Source organism: Bacillus sp. 1A (assembly GCF_052682215.1).
The window spans coordinates 3,065,963-3,083,377 of record NZ_JBQYLZ010000001.1 but is presented as its reverse complement, the minus strand read 5'-3'; the positions used below and the strand labels follow the sequence as shown (position 1 = coordinate 3,083,377).

Below are 17,415 nucleotides of genomic sequence, written 5' to 3'. Positions count from 1 at the left end.
GCACATATAATATCTATGAAAATCACGTTAAAAACATACTAATATTTAGTTCTATAGCAATCACAGTAAGGAGATGTTCTTCGAGTACGAATAAGAGAAGCCACAGGTGACATTATTTATTCCAACGCATCTCTTGTTGTCTCAAAAGTCGACTAGTTCATTTATTAAAATAAAGATTTAGGAATGATAATAATATAAAAAGAAGAGGAAAACTTATATTTCAGTCTACCTCTTCTTTTCTATTAACAATTCACTGCTGAACATATATGGAAACTGATCCTCCACTTACATGGAACTGCCCCCATCCATCCCTATTAATTGTTACAGTATTTGTTTGATTACCCGTCATATCGTGCCATACTTCCCCTGCATTATTCTTTCCAACATCCATCCACTTTGATCCTCCCGGTCCATCAGAGATTAATGTCGCTAAACCAGAATTAGCATGTACACTATCACCTTCTCTTGTCCATCCAATCACATCTGGATGGTCTAAATAATCACGCTGCGTACCATATGCAAAGTTTTTTCGTGCCGTCAAAATCGGATCAATTTTATCTTTTAATGCTGGAATTTCATAACTACTATTTCCGTTTGTCCCATAGTAATCACCATAGAAAACTGAAGGATAGCCCTCTGCACGAGTTAAAATAAATGCATATGCCAACGGTTTAAACCACGGACTTACTACAGATTCTAATGACTGTCCAGGCTGAGAATCATGATTCTCAACGAGAGTAACTGCAAGTGCAGGGTGATTTTGCATTACTGTTCCATTTAAAATATTTCTCATATCATAATTCCCATTTCCTTTTGAAGCATAATGAAAATTGTAATGCAGTGGTGCATCAAATACAGATTGATTATAATTGACCTTCGCTAAATAATTATTTAAAGTTCGAATATCATTTTGCCAATATTCAGCTACTGTAAACATTTCTTTCCCCGTTTGCTGCCTGACATGATTTACCCAATCGCGTAAATATTCATGATCAATATGTTTAACAGCATCTAAACGAAAGCCATCTAAATTTAGTTCATTCGCATACCACGTTCCCCAATTCTTCATCTCATTCGCAACATCTGGATGATCAAAATCAAGATCTGCATACATCAAATAATCATAATTTCCATTTTCGCTAGACACTTCCCAGTCCCATGCTTTACCTATCCCCCTAAATTTATAAATTCGATTTAATTTCCTTCCTTCATCCCAATCCGTTCCGTCAAAATGATACCATTTCCATTTGAAATTAGAATAAGCATCTCCACGCCCTGGAAAGTTAAACCCTGTCCATGCATTAATTTCATAATCACCTGATACTTCAATATTTCGATTGTTACGGTCTACCTCAACAGCTGTTACAGTTTCAGTATAATCTGCTCCACCTTTATGATTCATAACTACATCGCCATATACATCGATGTTTTGCTTATGTAAAGCTTCAATTGCAGATTTCAACTGTGCTTTTGTCCCATATTTCGTCCGCACCGTTCCTTTTTGATTGAATTCACCTAAATCATATAAATCATACGCTCCATATCCTACGTCATTTTGCGTAGTTCCTTTATATGCAGGCGGTATCCAGACAGATGTAATTCCTTTCTGAGCTAAATTTCCAGCATCCGAATGCAAACGATTCCAATGATTCCCATCATTCGGAGCATACCACTCAAAATACTGCATTAACGTTCCATTGTTAACCGTATCTGCATATACTTTACTCCCCCCATATATACTAGGTAAAAACAAAACAACCAACAAGCCGACTACTGTTATTCTTTTCAACATATTTACATCATCCCCTTTCAAGAAAACGTTTGCATAGTTTATCGAAATTATTATAATATTCGTTCTACAATTAGTAAAGTAGCAATCTCTCAATCTCCCACATTATTTTTTAGTCTAACTTCACATATTCAAAAAATACTTCAAAGTAGTTTTCATTTCACATCTTATTCAAGATTGTTTACAATTTATCTATAAAAGCATGACGGAGGGATTTCTATGACCGACTTTCAAAAACAATTTTTCGCACGATTACATATAGAAGAAAAACAAAAAGTTTCATTTGAAGATTTACCTAACATTATGTACGCGATGGCACAAACTGTCCCTTTTGAAAACTTAAATATACTCGAAAACAACTTTACAGAAATATCAAAAGAAAATCTAAAAGAAAAAATTTTAGTAAACAACCGTGGCGGTCTTTGTTATGAACTCAATCCTACTATGTACTACTTCCTTAAAGACGCTGGATTTGATGTTCATCTCGTTTCAGGAACAGTGTACAATGCTGCAAATTCTATATGGGCTGTTGATTCTGGACACATCGCAACTGTTTTAGCACATCATAATGAACTTTATTTAATTGAAGTAGGATTCGGATCATACTTACCTCTTACACCTATTCCTTTCTCAGGTGAAGTCATTCACTCCGTTACAGGAGATTATCGTATTCGTAAAGAAATGACCGAAAAGGGAAATTACATGTTAGAGATGCGTAAAAACAATGAGTTTTTGGATCAATCTTCTGCTGATGATTGGACGTTAGGCTATGCATTTTATATAGAAGAAGTGGATGAAGAAAAAGCAAATGCAGCACAAGAAATTATCGTTGAACATGAGGGCTCACCATTTAACAAAGTACCTCTTATTGTAAAATTAACTGAAGATGGGCATGCATCTTTAACAAAGGATAGTCTCACAATAGCGAAAAACGGTAAAAAAACGAAAGAAAACGTTACAGATGTGCAATATAAAAATCTTTTACATTCAAAATTCGGAATTACATTATAATTTTTTAAGCCTTGTCATTTTAGCAAGGCTTTTCAATTTTCAGCAGGGATTTTTTGCAATTTGTTGTATTTCATAGTTATATAGGAATATAACTACATATTTAGAAAGGAAATGATTATGACAGAACTTAAAGATCGACTACAAGTAGATGATAAAGAGAAATGGGCTTTAACGGATATTTATCATACAATTGAAGATTGGGAAAGCGATTTTCATAAAATTGAAGTATTAACGAAAGAATTACATGAGTTTAATGGACATATTCACGATGGCAATAGTTTATTAGCCTATTTAACAAAGAGCGAAGAAATTTCTAGCATAATATCTTTAATGTTCGCTTATGCACGATTACAATCTGATCTTGATACGCGCGATACTGACGCTCAATCTCTTGTCGATAAAGTATCACAATTACACGTGAAAGTAAGTGCGGCTAAATCTTTCTTTTCCCCATTCTTACTTAGCGTAGATGAAAACACATTACATTCTTACATAGAAGAAGCAGAAGGTTTACAATATTATAAAGAAGACTTATTTGAATTATACCGTTATAAAAAACACGTATTGAATAAAGACCAAGAAGAGATTTTATCACAAATGGGTGAAGCACTTTCCTCCCCACAGCATACATACGGCATGTTAAATAATGCAGATATACTATTTGGTGAAGTGACTACTGATGAGGGAGAAAAAGTTACTTTAACGCGCGGAATGTATGCAAAGTTAATAGAAGATGAAAATCGCGAGAAACGTAAAGAAGCCTATAAAGCTTATTACAAACCATACGTTCAATTAAAAAATTCTATCGCTTCTACTTTATCTGCTGCTATTAAAAATAATGTTACTGTTTCAAAGCTAAGAAAATATCCATCAGCTTTAGAAAAGTCATTATTTGGCGACATGGTTCCGAAAGAAGTATATGAAAATTTAATTGAGACGACGAAAAAAAATATTCAATCACTACATACTTATAATGAACTTCGAAAAGAAAAATTACATGTAGATGAACTACGCCAGTACGACTTGAGCGTTGATTTAGTAGCGGGTGTAAAACAAGACATTCCATATGACAAAGCGTTTGACATGATGATCGAATCACTAGCTCCATTAGGTGAAGAATATATTGAAACATTAAAAAGCTTTAAAGATAAGCGTTATATTGACGTGAGAGAAACGCCAGGAAAACGTTCCGGCGCTTATAACTTTGGTGTATACGGTGTTCATCCTTTCATTCTTTTAAATCATCACGATGATTTAAATAGCCTTTTCACTCTTACTCATGAATGTGGACACGGCATGCATACACATTACTCACACGGATACCAACCAAGAATTTCTGCACACTATACTATTTTTGTCGCAGAAGTCGCTTCTACAGTAAATGAAGTGCTATTAATTCATCATTTATTAAAAGAAGCAAAAGATGCTAATGTACGTAACCATTTAGTAAATCATTTCATCGATAAATTTAAAGGCACTTTCTTTACACAAATTATGTTCGCTGAGTTTGAAAAAATCACACATGAAATGGCGCAGCAAGGTAAACCATTAAATGCCCAAGTCTTTAGCGAAGTTTATGAAAACTTGTTTAGAGAGTATAATGGCGACTCCCTAGTATTTGACGAAGAAGTAAAATACGGCTGGGCTAGAATACCGCATTTCTATCGTCCATTTTACGTGTACAAATACGCAACTGGTTTCGCTTCTGCAATCCAAATTGCTGATAAGTTATTGAGCGGCGATCCAAATACTCAAAAACATTATATTGAATTCCTTAAAGGCGGAAGTTCTGACTATCCATTAAACTTACTGAAAAAAGCTGGAGTTGATTTAACTACGCCAGAACCGATTGAAAGTGCACTAAATCGTTTTAGCTCACTTGTTGAAGAGTTTTCAGCTCTATAAAAAAGAAGAGCCTCTCGCTAGAGGCTCTTTCTCTTTCATGCTCCCTTTCCTTCTATTAAATCATTCGCCATTTTCCTAAACTCCTGATTAAACGTATCATTCATACCATTTTGTACGTTAGAAAATAATATTACAAACGTTCGTTTATCCCGGTTAAAATTATTAAATGTATTCCAACCAGCTAATACACCATGATTATGATAATAATCTGGATTCGTATAGAAACTAAATCCATATTTTCTTGCAGGTGATGCAGTAAACATATCTAATACACTTTGTTTCGATAACAGTTTTCCATCCATTATTGCCTCATCTAGTCTTTTCATATCTTCAACAGTCGTATACATTTCACCACACCCATACAACCAGTTCATTTTTAAGCGGGGTGCAGCTATTAACTCATTATCTTTTCTCGTATAACCTTCTGCTAAAAAAATATCTTCAGGGAGAGTTGCACCCATTCCAGATTCATGCATTTCAACAGGCGTAAAAATATTTTCTTTCACATATTCAGCGAGCGGTTTATTCGATATCTTTTCTACAATATACGCAAGCACCATATAATTATAATCTGTATATTTCCACCCAGTCCCTGCAGGAAATTGTAATTTTTGCGCTCCAATCCACGTTACTAACTTTAATCGTGACGCCACATCAACCCTACCTTGTCCCTGATCTGGTAACCCAGACGTATGTGTTAACAAATTTCGTAACGTAATGTTTTTATCAGCCGGAAATGATGGAATATACTTATTTACATTGTCTTCAATATTTAATTTCCCTTTTTCTTTTAGCTGCATAATAGATATTGCAACGACTGTTTTCGTAATAGAACCAATGCGATATTTCGTTCTTGGCGTTGTTACTACTTTATCTTTCACATTCGCATACCCATAACCTTTTCGTAAAATCACATGATCTTTACTAGCTACAAGAACACTCCCATTAAATCCTTTATCTTTTAAATATTGATCTAGTTTTCCAGCTGCAACTTCATAGCGCTTTTTCTCATTTGCATCAACTTCCTGCATATCGTCCTTTTGCTTACTATTTACATTAGAAAATGCCTTTATATCATATTTCTTACCTTTATTTGCATGTATTAGTGCAACGACACTCCCACAAAAAATAGCAAAAATAAAGAAAACAATTAACCATTTCTTTAGCATAATAGGAACCCTCTTTTATCTAGTTTCACTTAACGCGCATCCATTCTATTCTATATCTGTTAATTTTCAAATACTTTATATTATTATATTCACCTAATTAAACTAGATTCCTTTTTCTCATATTCAGTTTTTGGCTACTCTCTATTGTATTTCTTTCTTGCAAAATTTCCACCTTACAATCGTATACACCCTACTATAATTTTGACAGCTTATGTAACATTTGTTACACATAATAAAAAACGGAGTTGTTACGATGAAAAATACTGATAAACGCAATCGTTTAGATGATATGATGTTTCATTATCCTACAATAAAATATATCTAAAATTTAATATTAAGTAAAATAGATTATAACTTTAAAGGGACATGATACTGAAAATTTTCAAACAAAATAAACCATGCACATAATGATACAGAAAAACAACTCATTATGTCTAAAATTACAGGCAATGAACATCATTGAAAATAAATCTCATTTACATTGTGATTATACAACATATAAAAAAAGAGATGTCGCTCATTCGGCATTTCTTTAGACTTTCTTCATAAAAAATTTACATTGCTAACTTTCTTTTATTTTTTTTTTACTATATAAACTCACTGCCGAAATGCTTAATAATACCACTATACATAACCACGCATACGTATACCCTTTCTCATCTACAATATAACCAAATAAAACAGGTGCAACAATAATAGCAATTTGATTGAATGTAAGTGCCAAACTAACTGTTATTCCAACAGATTCTTCACTTGCCGATTCAGCAACTTCGGCTATAAAAAGACTAAACCATCCAATTGAAAAGAAGCCTAACAATGCACTTACACCATACAATAATACACTCGTTACTGTATGTATGCTCATGACTAACAATAGAATCAAGCCGATAGAAGCACAGACAGCTATAAATAATGGTGTGCGCCGATTCCCCTTATAAAACAAATCACTACTAGCTGCTAATACAACACGGCCAATCATTCCAGAAAAGAACATCACTGAAAATACTGTTCCAGCTACAATAGATGTAATAGATTGTTCTCTTATTAAAAATTTCATGAAGTGTCCAACTAACACCATTTGCAATGAGATCATGCAAATACCTGTTATATATATTGGATACAAATCTTTTTTACATATCACTACTTTTAACTCCGTCCAAAAAGAAATTTTAATATGCTCTTTTCTTGCATCCTCTTGGACATATGGCTCTTTATAAAACATAAAAAATAATAAACCTCCCATTATACAAATGCATGCCGTACTATTTATCGCGTAAGTCACATTATATTGTATTGTAAGAAACGGGATTAAAACTCCCGCTAACGCGCCACCAATCGGTATACCAGCTTGCCTTATTCCCATCGCTAATCCGCGATTTTCTTTTGGAAACCATTTCAAAATCACTTTACTTCCTCCTGGCTGGGAAACACTATAAAACATTCCTACTAATAAAAGTACAAATAACAGTCCATTCAATCCACTTACTATATTAGTTAATAAAAGCGAACCTCCTAGCAAAAATGAACTTATAGAAATTAGCAACTTTTCATTATATTGATCAAGTAGCCGCCCAACAAAAAGCATAAAAAATAATGGTCCAACATTTACAAAACTTACTAACAATCCACTCTCCATATTCGTAAGCGCATATTCTTCTTTCCAAAATAACGCCAAAACTCCAACACCATACGTTATAAGCGTCGCTGTTGTTTGAGCAATCGTCGCAACAATTAACATCATCCACTTATAAGTACTTTTCATCCTTTCTTCGATTAACACAATCATCCCTCCACCCCCTTCCATTGTATGAAAGTTCTGATATCATATAAAATAAATATTCATCATATAATCCATCAAAAAAAATGATACCTTTCGGAGGGATGATACGTGGACATAAAAGATTTAACTGTATTTTACGAAGTTGCGAAGGAAAATAATATTTCTCACGCAGCTAAAAATTTGAACTATGTACAATCAGGCGTAACAATGCGTATGAAACAACTAGAAAATGAATTAGGTGTGCCTTTATTTTACCGTAACGGAAAAGGTGTAACTTTAACTTCTAACGGTGAGATTTTATTAACATACGCTAAACAAATTATCCACTTAATGGATCAATCTATAAAAGCGGTTCAAAGTAATGGAACTGAGCCAAAGGGCACGTTGAAAATCGGATGTACAGAATCTACAACTGCGGTAAGGCTTCCCTCTATATTAACGGCCTACTATGAGAAACACCCAAAAGTCGAATTGATTTTAGAAACAAATACGACCGAACAACTAATTAGGCTAGTGCTAGAACGAAAACTAGACGGAGCGTTTATAGCTGGATCTACTCAACATACTGAACTTCATACAAATATATTTCGTGAAGAAGAATTAATCCTCATTAGTAAAAAAACTTTATCCTCTATTAAAGACATAGGAGATATGAATTTACTCGCTTTTAGTCAAGGTTGCTATTATAGAAGTTTATTAGAAGACTGGCTTCAAGAAGAAGGCATCTCACCTAAACGAGTATTAGAGTTTGGAACAATTGAAGCGATACTTGCATGTGTAAAATCAAATATGGGCGTAGCAATTATGATGAAATCTATTTTAAGTGGTCATGCACATAACTTATCATTTAATCCTTTACCAAATAGATTCAAAAAAGTTCCTACTACTTTTATTACTAGAAAAGATATATATTACTCAGCTGCATTACAAAAATTTATGGAGATGATTTAACAATGCATAGAAAGAAAATACGTGGGATAAAGCGTAAGACAAACACTATGATAGAGCGAATTGAAGAACGTACAAAAACGTTCCCTTCTGCTTTCTATAACGATGAATATTGGTATATGCCTTTACCAGTTTCCCAAGCTTTTATCGATTCGTGTAAAACACCTAGAAAAGTAAAACGATTGTGTATACAATCCTTATTAAATCAAGCACAGCATTTAATAAAAATAAAACCGAGCGATACACATACATATCGAGTCGTTGTTTTAATTTCTATAGAAAGTTTGTGGGATTCGCAAATTATTGTATTTAAAAATGAAGAGCACTTTCATAATTTCTTTAAGAGAAATAGTGAATTTCAAAAATGGATTCCTCTTTCAAATGAGTCTGATTTTTGGAATACATGGGGAATTTCAATTTGTCCTACTGTCCAAACATTGCACTTTCAAGAAGTCATTTATGATGAGGATACAATCGATGAAAAAGAGATTTGGTTTGTTGGAGAATTATCTTAAAAGGAGAACTTTACTTCTATCATCTAGCATAATAGAAAAGGTATACCTAAAACAACGGTATACCTTTTCTCCTATTTATCCCGCTTTAATGGGCAGTAAGACCCCCACCTCAAAATTCAGCGAAAGCAAAGAAGTTAGGTGGGGGTCGGGCTGCCCATAAAAGTCCGATTGGTTCAACTAATAATCAGTGGGGGATGAAGAACCCCCCCCACTGATTAAAGTTTCACTTTATTTTTCTTTTAACACACTATGTAATCGATCAGGATAATTTGTAAACATTCCTGTAGCACCCCATTTAATTAACAATCGCATATCTGGTTTCTCGTTAATTGTATATGGGTGAATTAACAGCCCATTTTTCCTAGCCATTTTCATATATGACTCATCGATAATTAGTTCTCCGTTATCATTACGTAAGTTTGGCCCAATACCAACTGCATACTTTTTAATTTCTTGAAAATCATCATTCGTTACACTTTTCGGTTCATGTGTAATACCAGACCACTCAATAATCTCATTGTTTTCATTTGGATAATACCAAAGCAGTTGAACTAACGGAATATTTTTATTCATACTATGAATCTTTGTTAAACTATCTTTACTAAATGATTGAATCATAACACGACTAGATGACATGTTTTGACCTACTAAATTATATTTATTTAACAATGCTAACAATTTCTCTTCCATTCCTGGATACACATCTGGTGATTTTGTTTCAATGTAATACTTCATGCTTCTTCCGTACTTTTGGAAGATTTCTTCAAGAGTCGGAACTTTTTGACCAACATACTCTTGCTTAGCCTTTTCTGGATAAGCTTTATTGAACCAAGATCCTGCATCTAAGCTCTTTATTTCACTTAACGTTTTATCTCGTACTTCCCCTGTACCATTTGTAGTACGGTCAACTGCTGTATCATGCATTGCAATCAACTGGCCATCCTTAGTTAACTGAATATCTAACTCCAAATAATCCGCTTTCATTTTTTTCACTAAATCATAAGAAGCAAAAGTATGCTCAGGTGCATGTCCACTTGCTCCGCGATGTGCAATGTTTAAAAACTTATTCGTATTCCATTCATGCTTCCCTTCTGCTTTCGCATGAACAGCTCCCCCAGCAAAGATACTTCCCATCATAAAGAAAATAACGAACGCGCTAATAATCTTTCTCATCCTTCTAACCCTTCCTACGTTGCAAATTTCAACAAGTTAATGAGATTTACACGAAATAGAAGATATACTTTCATTATTTTTATAAGCTTATATGAAAATTCCAATCTTACAAATACAATTCCCTTATATGATTACTATACTATTTATTTTCTATATCCCTCCTATTTACATGTAACTCCTTATTGATTACAGTTCATCAATAAAAAAAAGCCATAATTTATTTAGAGGACACTATTGCATCCCTAAATAAATGTATGGCTTATCTCAAATATCTCCGGCCTCGATTAACTTGTCGAAATTAATCATACCAAACCTATTAAACTTTGTGAATATTATTTTTTCAGTAAAGTGAAGCATATAAGACAATTCTCCCATAGTTACTTAAAAATCACATAATAAATTACTCATTACCTCCTCCAGCATTACAGCTTGATTTACCACCGCTTTTTCCGAACGCCATCCAATAAATCCATCTGGTCTAATTAGTACAACTCCTTCATTCTCTATCCCATATAATTCACGAAAAACATTTTCTTGAGCAATAAAGTCTCCGGTTAAACCTACTCGATACACTTTTATATTTATTCCTAATTGAGATGAAACATCTTGTGCACACTCGGCCCAAGCGTGATTTTCTGCTCCAATAAGTAACACAAAATTATTTCCTAATAAATCAAGTATAGAAATTTCTTTTCCATTATACGTTCCACAAAAGTGTGGTGCTCGCGTTCCAGGTCTTCCGTTCAACTCTACGATATCCATTCTATGTGGAGTAGCTGAGTCATCTACTATCGCCTCTGAACAATAGTGATACCCAACAGTTACAGCTAATCCATCCATATTATTCAAACTGCCTTCCTCTCTACTTGCAGCACGGAACAATAAACTACTCGCATACTCTGTCGTTAATTTTGCAACAGGATATCTCTCTTTATGATATGTTTCTAACAATTTTGGATTTGCTTTCCCTTTTATAACAGCTGCTAATTTCCAAGCTAAGTTATGCGCATCTTGTATACCTGTATTTGAACCGAATCCTCCAGTTGGGGGCATAATATGTGCTGAATCACCAACTAAAAAAATGCGATTATCTTGAAATTTTGTAGCAGTACTTTCTGTCGCTTCCCACGGTAAAACACTTACTATTTCTGGCTCAACATTTGTGCTTCCAATTGCTGTTTGAATAATTTGTTTACAACGTTCTATAGTGAAATCCTCTGGTCGCTCTCCTTTTAATGGATCGTAGGATACATGATAAATCCATCTTCTTTCGTTATCAACTGGAATAAGCGCACCAAGAACTTCCGAATGAAGTACCATAGTAAAACCAAATGCATCTCCTTGTATAAACTCACTTAAATCCACTTCAAAATAAATATTCATATAATAGCCACCGATTGTACCTCGTCCCTCAGTACTTATCCCTAGCTGCTCACGTATTTTACTTTTCGCTCCATCTGCTGCAATTACATAGTCACAATGAATAATACTTTCTTCTTCCGTTTCACGATTCCGAATCGTTGCTATTACTCCGTGCTCATTTTGTTCATAAGAAACTAATTCATGATAAAAAGATAATTCTCCGCCTAATGTTCTCGTTTCTTGTAACATCATCTCTTCTAAAGTAATTTGATAACAAGCTGTTTGTTTTGATGGACTAATCTCTTCTATTTTTTGAAGTAACTTTTCATCATTTCCATACTGAGTCGCCCGCATTTGTGCCAATTCTTCCTTATTCGCCTCAGCTATTGTATGAACTGCTATTCTTCCTCGGCAATTTTCTAATGCTTTACCCGCCGATCTAATTCTTTGTTCTAAACCCAATTCTCGAAATAACTCCATCGTACGAAAAGTGATTCCACCTGCTTTTGGATGAATTGCAGTAGACGGGTGCCTTTCAACCAGCGAATAATCAACGTTATGTTTTGCAAGGAATAGCGCAGATGCTAACCCTGATAATCCTCCTCCAATAATTAAAACTGGTACGTAATTCGATTTCATATATTTACCCTCCCATCATTGTTCTAAGCTCAGTGACATAAATATAATCAAAAAGACAACAAAGATATAGACTTATATTTCATTTTAAATTATCATATAGATAGATTACGCCCCAAATTACTTTTACTTTTTCATATATCTATAATCTGCTTGCATTATGCATGTATGAAAGAGTACAACGAAACATTTCACTTTAGTAGACACTAACATAATAAAAACATGATAAGCGGTCGTAACCCTATAAGTTATTCAGGGTACGACCGCTTATTTTTTTAAAATCCTTATCCTTTCTCATCTGTAAACAACATATCATTAAAGCCTTTTCTATCTCCTACCATTTTCAACTCATAAAATTCCATTCGTCTCGATTTTCTTTCCCAATATTGCAGCTCATTCAACAATAATGTAGCATTACCGTATTGATGTAATGGTTCATCATTTTAAACCTTTCGACTAATTACCAGGAGGTAAAGTGATTGAAATGAATAAACAAGAACAATTAAATGTTATAAAAAAAGATTTTATTGATTCCCAAAAAGTATTATTGGCAATTGGCGATGAAACACGTCAAGCTATTTTGTTAGTTCTCATGGAAACGGAATGTCAAACCGGATTACGTGTAGGAGAAATTACGAAACAAACACACCTTTCTCGTCCAGCGGTATCACATCACCTAAGGATTTTACGAGAAGCCGGTATTATTTTAATGCGAAAAGAAGGTACAAAAAACTTTTATTATATTGATATACGTACAAAATTAGGTGTATTAAAAAATCTTGTATTAAATATTGAAAAGCTATTGCACAACTTTTATCCCGCTTTAATGGGCAGTAAGACCCCCGCCTCAAAATTCAGCGAAAGCAAAGAAGTTAGGCGGGGGATCAACTGCCCATAAAAGTCCGATTGGTTCAACTAATAATCAGTGGGGGATGAAGAAAACCCCCACTGATTAAAGTTTCACTTTATTGAAATTTGGAGGTATAAGAAATGAAAGCAATGATAATTGATAAATACGGGAAAGTTCCAATGCGTATGGCAGAGGTACCTACTCCTGAAATAAATGAACATGAAGTGCTCGCAGAAATTCATGCAGCTAGTATTAACCCGATTGATTTTAAAATACGCGATGGAAAAGTGAAGATGTTACTTAAATATGAAATGCCCCTAATCCTTGGGAATGACTTTTCCGGTGTCATTGTAAAGGTTGGATCAAAAGTGACTCGTTTTAAAGTCGGCGATGAAATATATGCACGTCCAAGAAAAAATAAGATTGGTACTTTCGCGGAATATATAGCCATTCATGAGGATGATATAGCTTTAAAACCAGTGAATTTAAGTTTTGAGGAAGCGGCGTCAATTCCTCTCGTTGGCTTAACATCATATCAAGCACTACATGACATCATGCACTTACAAAAAGGACAAAAAATATTAATTCACGCTGGATCTGGTGGTGTTGGTACTTTCGCAATTCAGTTAGCAAAAATAATGGGTGCTACCGTTACAACAACTGCTAGTGAAGCTGGTTCCAATTTAGTAAAGTCTCTTGGCGCAGATGAAATTATTAATTACAAAACCGAAAAATTTGAAGAAATACTAAAAGATTATGATGCGGTATTTGATACAATCGGCGGGACAACACTCGAAAAATCATTCAATATTATAAAAAGCGGCGGCAACATTGTTTCCGTTTCAGGAATGCCGAATGCTCGTTTCGGTAAAGAATTTGGTTCAGGATTTTTTAAAACACTCTTATTTTCATTAGCAAGCAAAAAACTTACTGCACTTGAAAAAAAGCATAATGCGCAATATTCATTTTTATTTATGAAGCCAAGCGGAGATCAATTACGTACTATCGCAAATTATATTGAAGCAGGCAAAATCAAACCGGTAATCGATCGAGTTTTCCCTTTTGAAGATGCTCAAAAAGCAATGGAATATTCAGAGGCTGGAAGAGCAAAAGGAAAAATAATCGTAAAAATTAAGTAATAATAAAAACTCCATTTAAAAAAATGGAGTTTTTATATTTGCTGTTAAATAGACATAGTGCAGTGAAGTCCTTACAATAGATTGCAAGGGGAAATATCATATTATACTTTTAGCTAACTTTACAAAGAATACATACGTACAAATACATAATAAAAAATAAACAAGGAGGAGATAAAATGACTAAAAAAAATGAAGCTGGTTGGAATTTAGATAATAGTTATACAACTTTACCACAATCATTTTATACAGAAATCCCCCCTACTCCAGTAAGTTCACCGGAGCTAGTTAAACTAAATCATTCGCTAGCAATATCTCTTGGCTTTAATCCTGAAGAATTGAAAAAAGAAGTTGAAATTGCTATTTTCGCTGGTAATGCACTCCCAGAAGGAGCTCATCCATTAGCACAAGCGTATGCAGGTCATCAATTTGGACATTTTAATATGTTAGGCGACGGTCGCGCGCTTTTAATAGGTGAACAAATTACTCCTTCAGGTAAACGTTTTGATATTCAACTGAAAGGTTCTGGCCCTACTCCGTATTCACGCCGTGGTGATGGTCGTGCTGCACTCAGTCCGATGCTACGTGAGTATATTATTAGTGAAGCAATGTATGCACTTGATATTCCAACTACTCGCAGTTTAGCAGTTGTCACAACAGGCGAGCCAACATATCGGGAAACAAAGTTACCTGGAGCAATTTTAACTAGAGTCGCTAGCAGTCATATACGTGTCGGCACATTTCAATATGCTGCTGCTCGAGGTTCCATCGATGACCTTCAATCACTAGCTGACTATACGATAAAAAGGCATTATCCAGAAATTGAAGCACATGAAAATCGATATACTGCATTACTACAAGAAGTCATAAAGAAACAAGCAAGTCTCATCGCTAAATGGCAACTTGTTGGATTTATCCATGGCGTAATGAACACTGACAATATAACGATTAGTGGAGAAACGATTGATTACGGCCCTTGTGCATTTATGGACAATTACGACCAAGGAACTGTATTTAGCTCTATTGATACACAAGGTCGCTACGCATATGGAAATCAACCATATATGGCCGCATGGGACCTGGCGCGACTAGCAGAATCTTTAATACCAATTCTGCATGAAGATGAAGAAGAAGCATTAAAAATTGCTCAAGACGAAATTTCAAAATTTAGCGTACAGTATGAAAACCAGTGGTTCCTTGGAATGAAAAAGAAATTAGGACTATTTAGCAACGAGGAACAAGATCACTCACTTATTGAGCAACTTTTAAAAATGATGGAGAAACATAAAGCAGATTACACAAATACATTCCGTTCATTAACTCTTGATACTATAGAAAATACAGCTCTATTTGAAAGTCCTGAATTTAAAGAATGGTACAAACTGTGGCAATCTCGATTAGAACGACAAGAAGAATCGAAAGAAAACGCCTACGAAATGATGAAAAATAATAATCCATCCATCATCCCAAGGAATCACCGCGTAGAAGAAGCACTAGAAGCAGCTGTCACAAATGACGACTATAGCGTAATGGAAAAACTTCTTGAAGCTCTATCAAATCCTTATGCGTATTCTACAGATCAAGAAGAATACTGCGTTCCACCTGTACCGACGAATCGTCCTTATCGTACTTTTTGTGGGACTTGATTGCAATTTAAAGAATGTTTCTAGTTATATTAACTGTTAACAACAAACTTAAAAGGTGTTTTCAATATTGAAAACACCTTTTAAGTTAAATTATTTAATGTTCATTTTTAAAATCAACTAAAAATGCCGACTTCAAATCAAAAATACTTCATTCTATATTTATCCACGTTCTACTACTAAAAAATCTGGTTTTGCAGGTGCAGGCGTATCTCCATGAGCGGCATATTGTTTAGTATCAAAGTTTAATACCGAAAAATTTTCATGTGTCGCTTGGTTTGGCTCAGCTAAAATACCGCCAATACTCAAAAATACAACACCAGCAGCCGTTAACCCCATAATAGTTAATCCGATTTTTCTCATTATTTCAACGCTCCTTTGTCAAATATTCTTTTTCTCATTTCATAAGCCTTATAAAAGTACTTTTCAGCCTGTTCTATATTGCCTTCTTTATGAAACTCTATTGCCAGCTTTTCAGCATATTCGCAGATATATTCGGTTAAATTTTCTCTTTCAAAGTAAGAAAAACTTTCGAGCATAATTTTTTCTACGTTTTCTGCTTTCAAACATTGACAAAATTCATTTAGAATTAAAAAATGATACCTATATTCATCATTTTCTAATTCTTTGCAAACTTTCAATCCAATTTCAATTAATTCTTTTGCCTTTTCTATTTCTCCTATTTTATAATATTCTCCTGCCTCTATAAAAATAGCTTTATAATGATTCGGCATTTTTTTAGAAACCTCTGATAAGTGTCTAATAGCCAAGACTGAAAGGTTTTGACTCGCATACAATAATCCCAAATTATGTCTTATTCTTAAAACTAGTGTTTCAGCATCATTTTTTTGCAAAGTATTTAATGCTGAAACAATATACTCCTCTGCTCTTTCATGCTGTTTTAATTTTGAAAAAGATAACCCCAAAACATTTTCACATAGTGCTACATTCATTTCATGCCCTGCATGTTTTACAAAGATATCCCTTGCTTTCGAAGCATATTCAATAGCTGAATACGCTTGATACATTTGATATTTTAATGTAGAAACTCTGTAGTTAAACTCTGCTTGTTCAACTTCATCTGGAATATTCTTTAGTAATCCTTCCGCTTTATCAACATAGTTACTCGCTTCACTATAATTTGAGAGAATTGTAGAATGTATAGATTTAAAGAAATAATAATAATATTCTAAAAACTCCACATTCGGTTTAGGAAGCGAATCTAGTTTATCAAAAGAATTTTTTGAAATACCTATACCATCAATTAGCACTTTATATCGAAAATCTAAAAGATAATAGTGAAATAAAACATTTATATCTCCTTCGATAATATGTAGCTTTTTATCAATCTCTTCCTTTAATTTTTTCGCTTCACTTACTCGTTGTGCTCTGATGTTTTGGTACCAATCATTCAGCATCTTGGTAATTAATTTATTACCCGTGATTTGTATATTCATTGAAACCCTCCTCATCTATTTAAGTATTCTAAAAGTAACAC

General features: G+C 34.0%; 13 protein-coding genes and 3 pseudogenes. 9 read left to right on the top strand and 7 right to left on the bottom strand.

Going from position 1 to position 17,415, the window contains the following annotated elements; genetic code table 11:
- Positions 1-69: 69 nt before the first annotated feature.
- Positions 70-156: pseudogene (locus ACUN0F_RS15625) on the top strand (exosporium leader peptide); the annotation flags it as partial.
- A 94-nt stretch (positions 157-250) separates the two neighbouring features.
- On the opposite strand, the gene amyS reads toward ACUN0F_RS15625, so the two are convergent.
- Entirely contained in the window at positions 251-1,792 is a 1,542-nt protein-coding gene (gene amyS / locus ACUN0F_RS15620; protein ID WP_264462024.1) for an alpha-amylase, read from the bottom strand.
- A gap of 216 nt (positions 1,793-2,008) precedes the next feature.
- On the opposite strand from amyS, the gene ACUN0F_RS15615 reads away from it, so the two are divergent.
- Positions 2,009-2,800, top strand: a complete 792-nt coding sequence (locus ACUN0F_RS15615) for an arylamine N-acetyltransferase family protein (RefSeq protein WP_264462023.1) — start codon at positions 2,009-2,011, stop codon at positions 2,798-2,800.
- 117 nt (positions 2,801-2,917) lie between these two features.
- A complete protein-coding gene (pepF, locus tag ACUN0F_RS15610; protein ID WP_193674029.1) occupies positions 2,918-4,705 on the top strand; it encodes an oligoendopeptidase F in 1,788 nt (595 codons plus the stop codon).
- Between the two features lie 35 nt (positions 4,706-4,740).
- On the opposite strand, the gene ACUN0F_RS15605 is transcribed toward pepF, so the two are convergent.
- Positions 4,741-5,874 carry a serine hydrolase domain-containing protein gene (locus ACUN0F_RS15605; RefSeq protein ID WP_327988307.1) on the bottom strand — a complete coding sequence of 378 codons (1,134 nt, stop codon included), beginning with the start codon at positions 5,872-5,874 and terminating at the stop codon, positions 4,741-4,743.
- Between the two features lie 253 nt (positions 5,875-6,127).
- Here ACUN0F_RS15605 and ACUN0F_RS15600 point away from each other — a divergent pair.
- A pseudogene (locus ACUN0F_RS15600) lies at positions 6,128-6,337 on the top strand (hypothetical protein).
- 99 nt (positions 6,338-6,436) lie between these two features.
- Here ACUN0F_RS15600 and ACUN0F_RS15595 read toward each other — a convergent pair.
- Complete coding sequence (locus ACUN0F_RS15595; protein ID WP_445539657.1) at positions 6,437-7,678, bottom strand: MFS transporter; 1,242 nt, start codon at positions 7,676-7,678, stop codon at positions 6,437-6,439.
- An 84-nt stretch (positions 7,679-7,762) separates the two neighbouring features.
- Here ACUN0F_RS15595 and ACUN0F_RS15590 point away from each other — a divergent pair, with 84 nt between their 5' ends.
- Positions 7,763-8,605: a LysR family transcriptional regulator gene (locus tag ACUN0F_RS15590; RefSeq protein WP_445539656.1), complete on the top strand. Its 843-nt coding sequence runs from the start codon at positions 7,763-7,765 to the stop codon at positions 8,603-8,605.
- A 2-nt stretch (positions 8,606-8,607) separates the two neighbouring features.
- On the top strand, positions 8,608-9,117 hold the full coding sequence (locus ACUN0F_RS15585) for a DUF3916 domain-containing protein (protein ID WP_445539655.1): 510 nt from the start codon (positions 8,608-8,610) through the stop codon (positions 9,115-9,117).
- Positions 9,118-9,345: 228 nt separating this feature from the next.
- On the opposite strand, the gene ACUN0F_RS15580 is transcribed toward ACUN0F_RS15585, so the two are convergent.
- Together ACUN0F_RS15580 and ACUN0F_RS15575 are read right to left on the bottom strand one after the other, a co-directional pair.
- Positions 9,346-10,290, bottom strand: coding sequence for a glycerophosphodiester phosphodiesterase (locus ACUN0F_RS15580; protein WP_445539654.1), 945 nt, complete (start codon positions 10,288-10,290; stop codon positions 9,346-9,348).
- A 381-nt stretch (positions 10,291-10,671) separates the two neighbouring features.
- Positions 10,672-12,291 carry an FAD-dependent oxidoreductase gene (locus ACUN0F_RS15575; protein WP_445539653.1) on the bottom strand — a complete coding sequence of 540 codons (1,620 nt, stop codon included), beginning with the start codon at positions 12,289-12,291 and terminating at the stop codon, positions 10,672-10,674.
- Between the two features lie 472 nt (positions 12,292-12,763).
- Between ACUN0F_RS15575 and ACUN0F_RS15570 the strand changes: the two are divergent.
- The 3 genes and pseudogenes from ACUN0F_RS15570 to ACUN0F_RS15560 form a co-directional block, all read left to right on the top strand.
- Positions 12,764-13,105: pseudogene (locus ACUN0F_RS15570) on the top strand (ArsR/SmtB family transcription factor); the annotation flags it as partial.
- Positions 13,106-13,278: 173 nt separating this feature from the next.
- The gene (locus ACUN0F_RS15565; RefSeq protein WP_445539652.1) at positions 13,279-14,277 is read left to right on the top strand and encodes an NADP-dependent oxidoreductase; all 999 of its coding nucleotides are present in this window, start codon (positions 13,279-13,281) and stop codon (positions 14,275-14,277) included.
- A 176-nt stretch (positions 14,278-14,453) separates the two neighbouring features.
- Positions 14,454-15,920, top strand: a complete 1,467-nt coding sequence (locus ACUN0F_RS15560) for a protein adenylyltransferase SelO (RefSeq protein ID WP_445539651.1) — start codon at positions 14,454-14,456, stop codon at positions 15,918-15,920.
- 159 nt (positions 15,921-16,079) lie between these two features.
- On the opposite strand, the gene ACUN0F_RS15555 is transcribed toward ACUN0F_RS15560, so the two are convergent.
- Positions 16,080-16,280 carry a hypothetical protein gene (locus ACUN0F_RS15555; protein ID WP_445539650.1) on the bottom strand — a complete coding sequence of 67 codons (201 nt, stop codon included), beginning with the start codon at positions 16,278-16,280 and terminating at the stop codon, positions 16,080-16,082.
- Positions 16,280-17,374: a response regulator aspartate phosphatase gene (locus ACUN0F_RS15550; protein WP_426966407.1), complete on the bottom strand. Its 1,095-nt coding sequence runs from the start codon at positions 17,372-17,374 to the stop codon at positions 16,280-16,282. The genes ACUN0F_RS15555 and ACUN0F_RS15550 overlap by 1 nt, the downstream gene beginning before the upstream one ends.
- Positions 17,375-17,415: the final 41 nt, after the last annotated feature.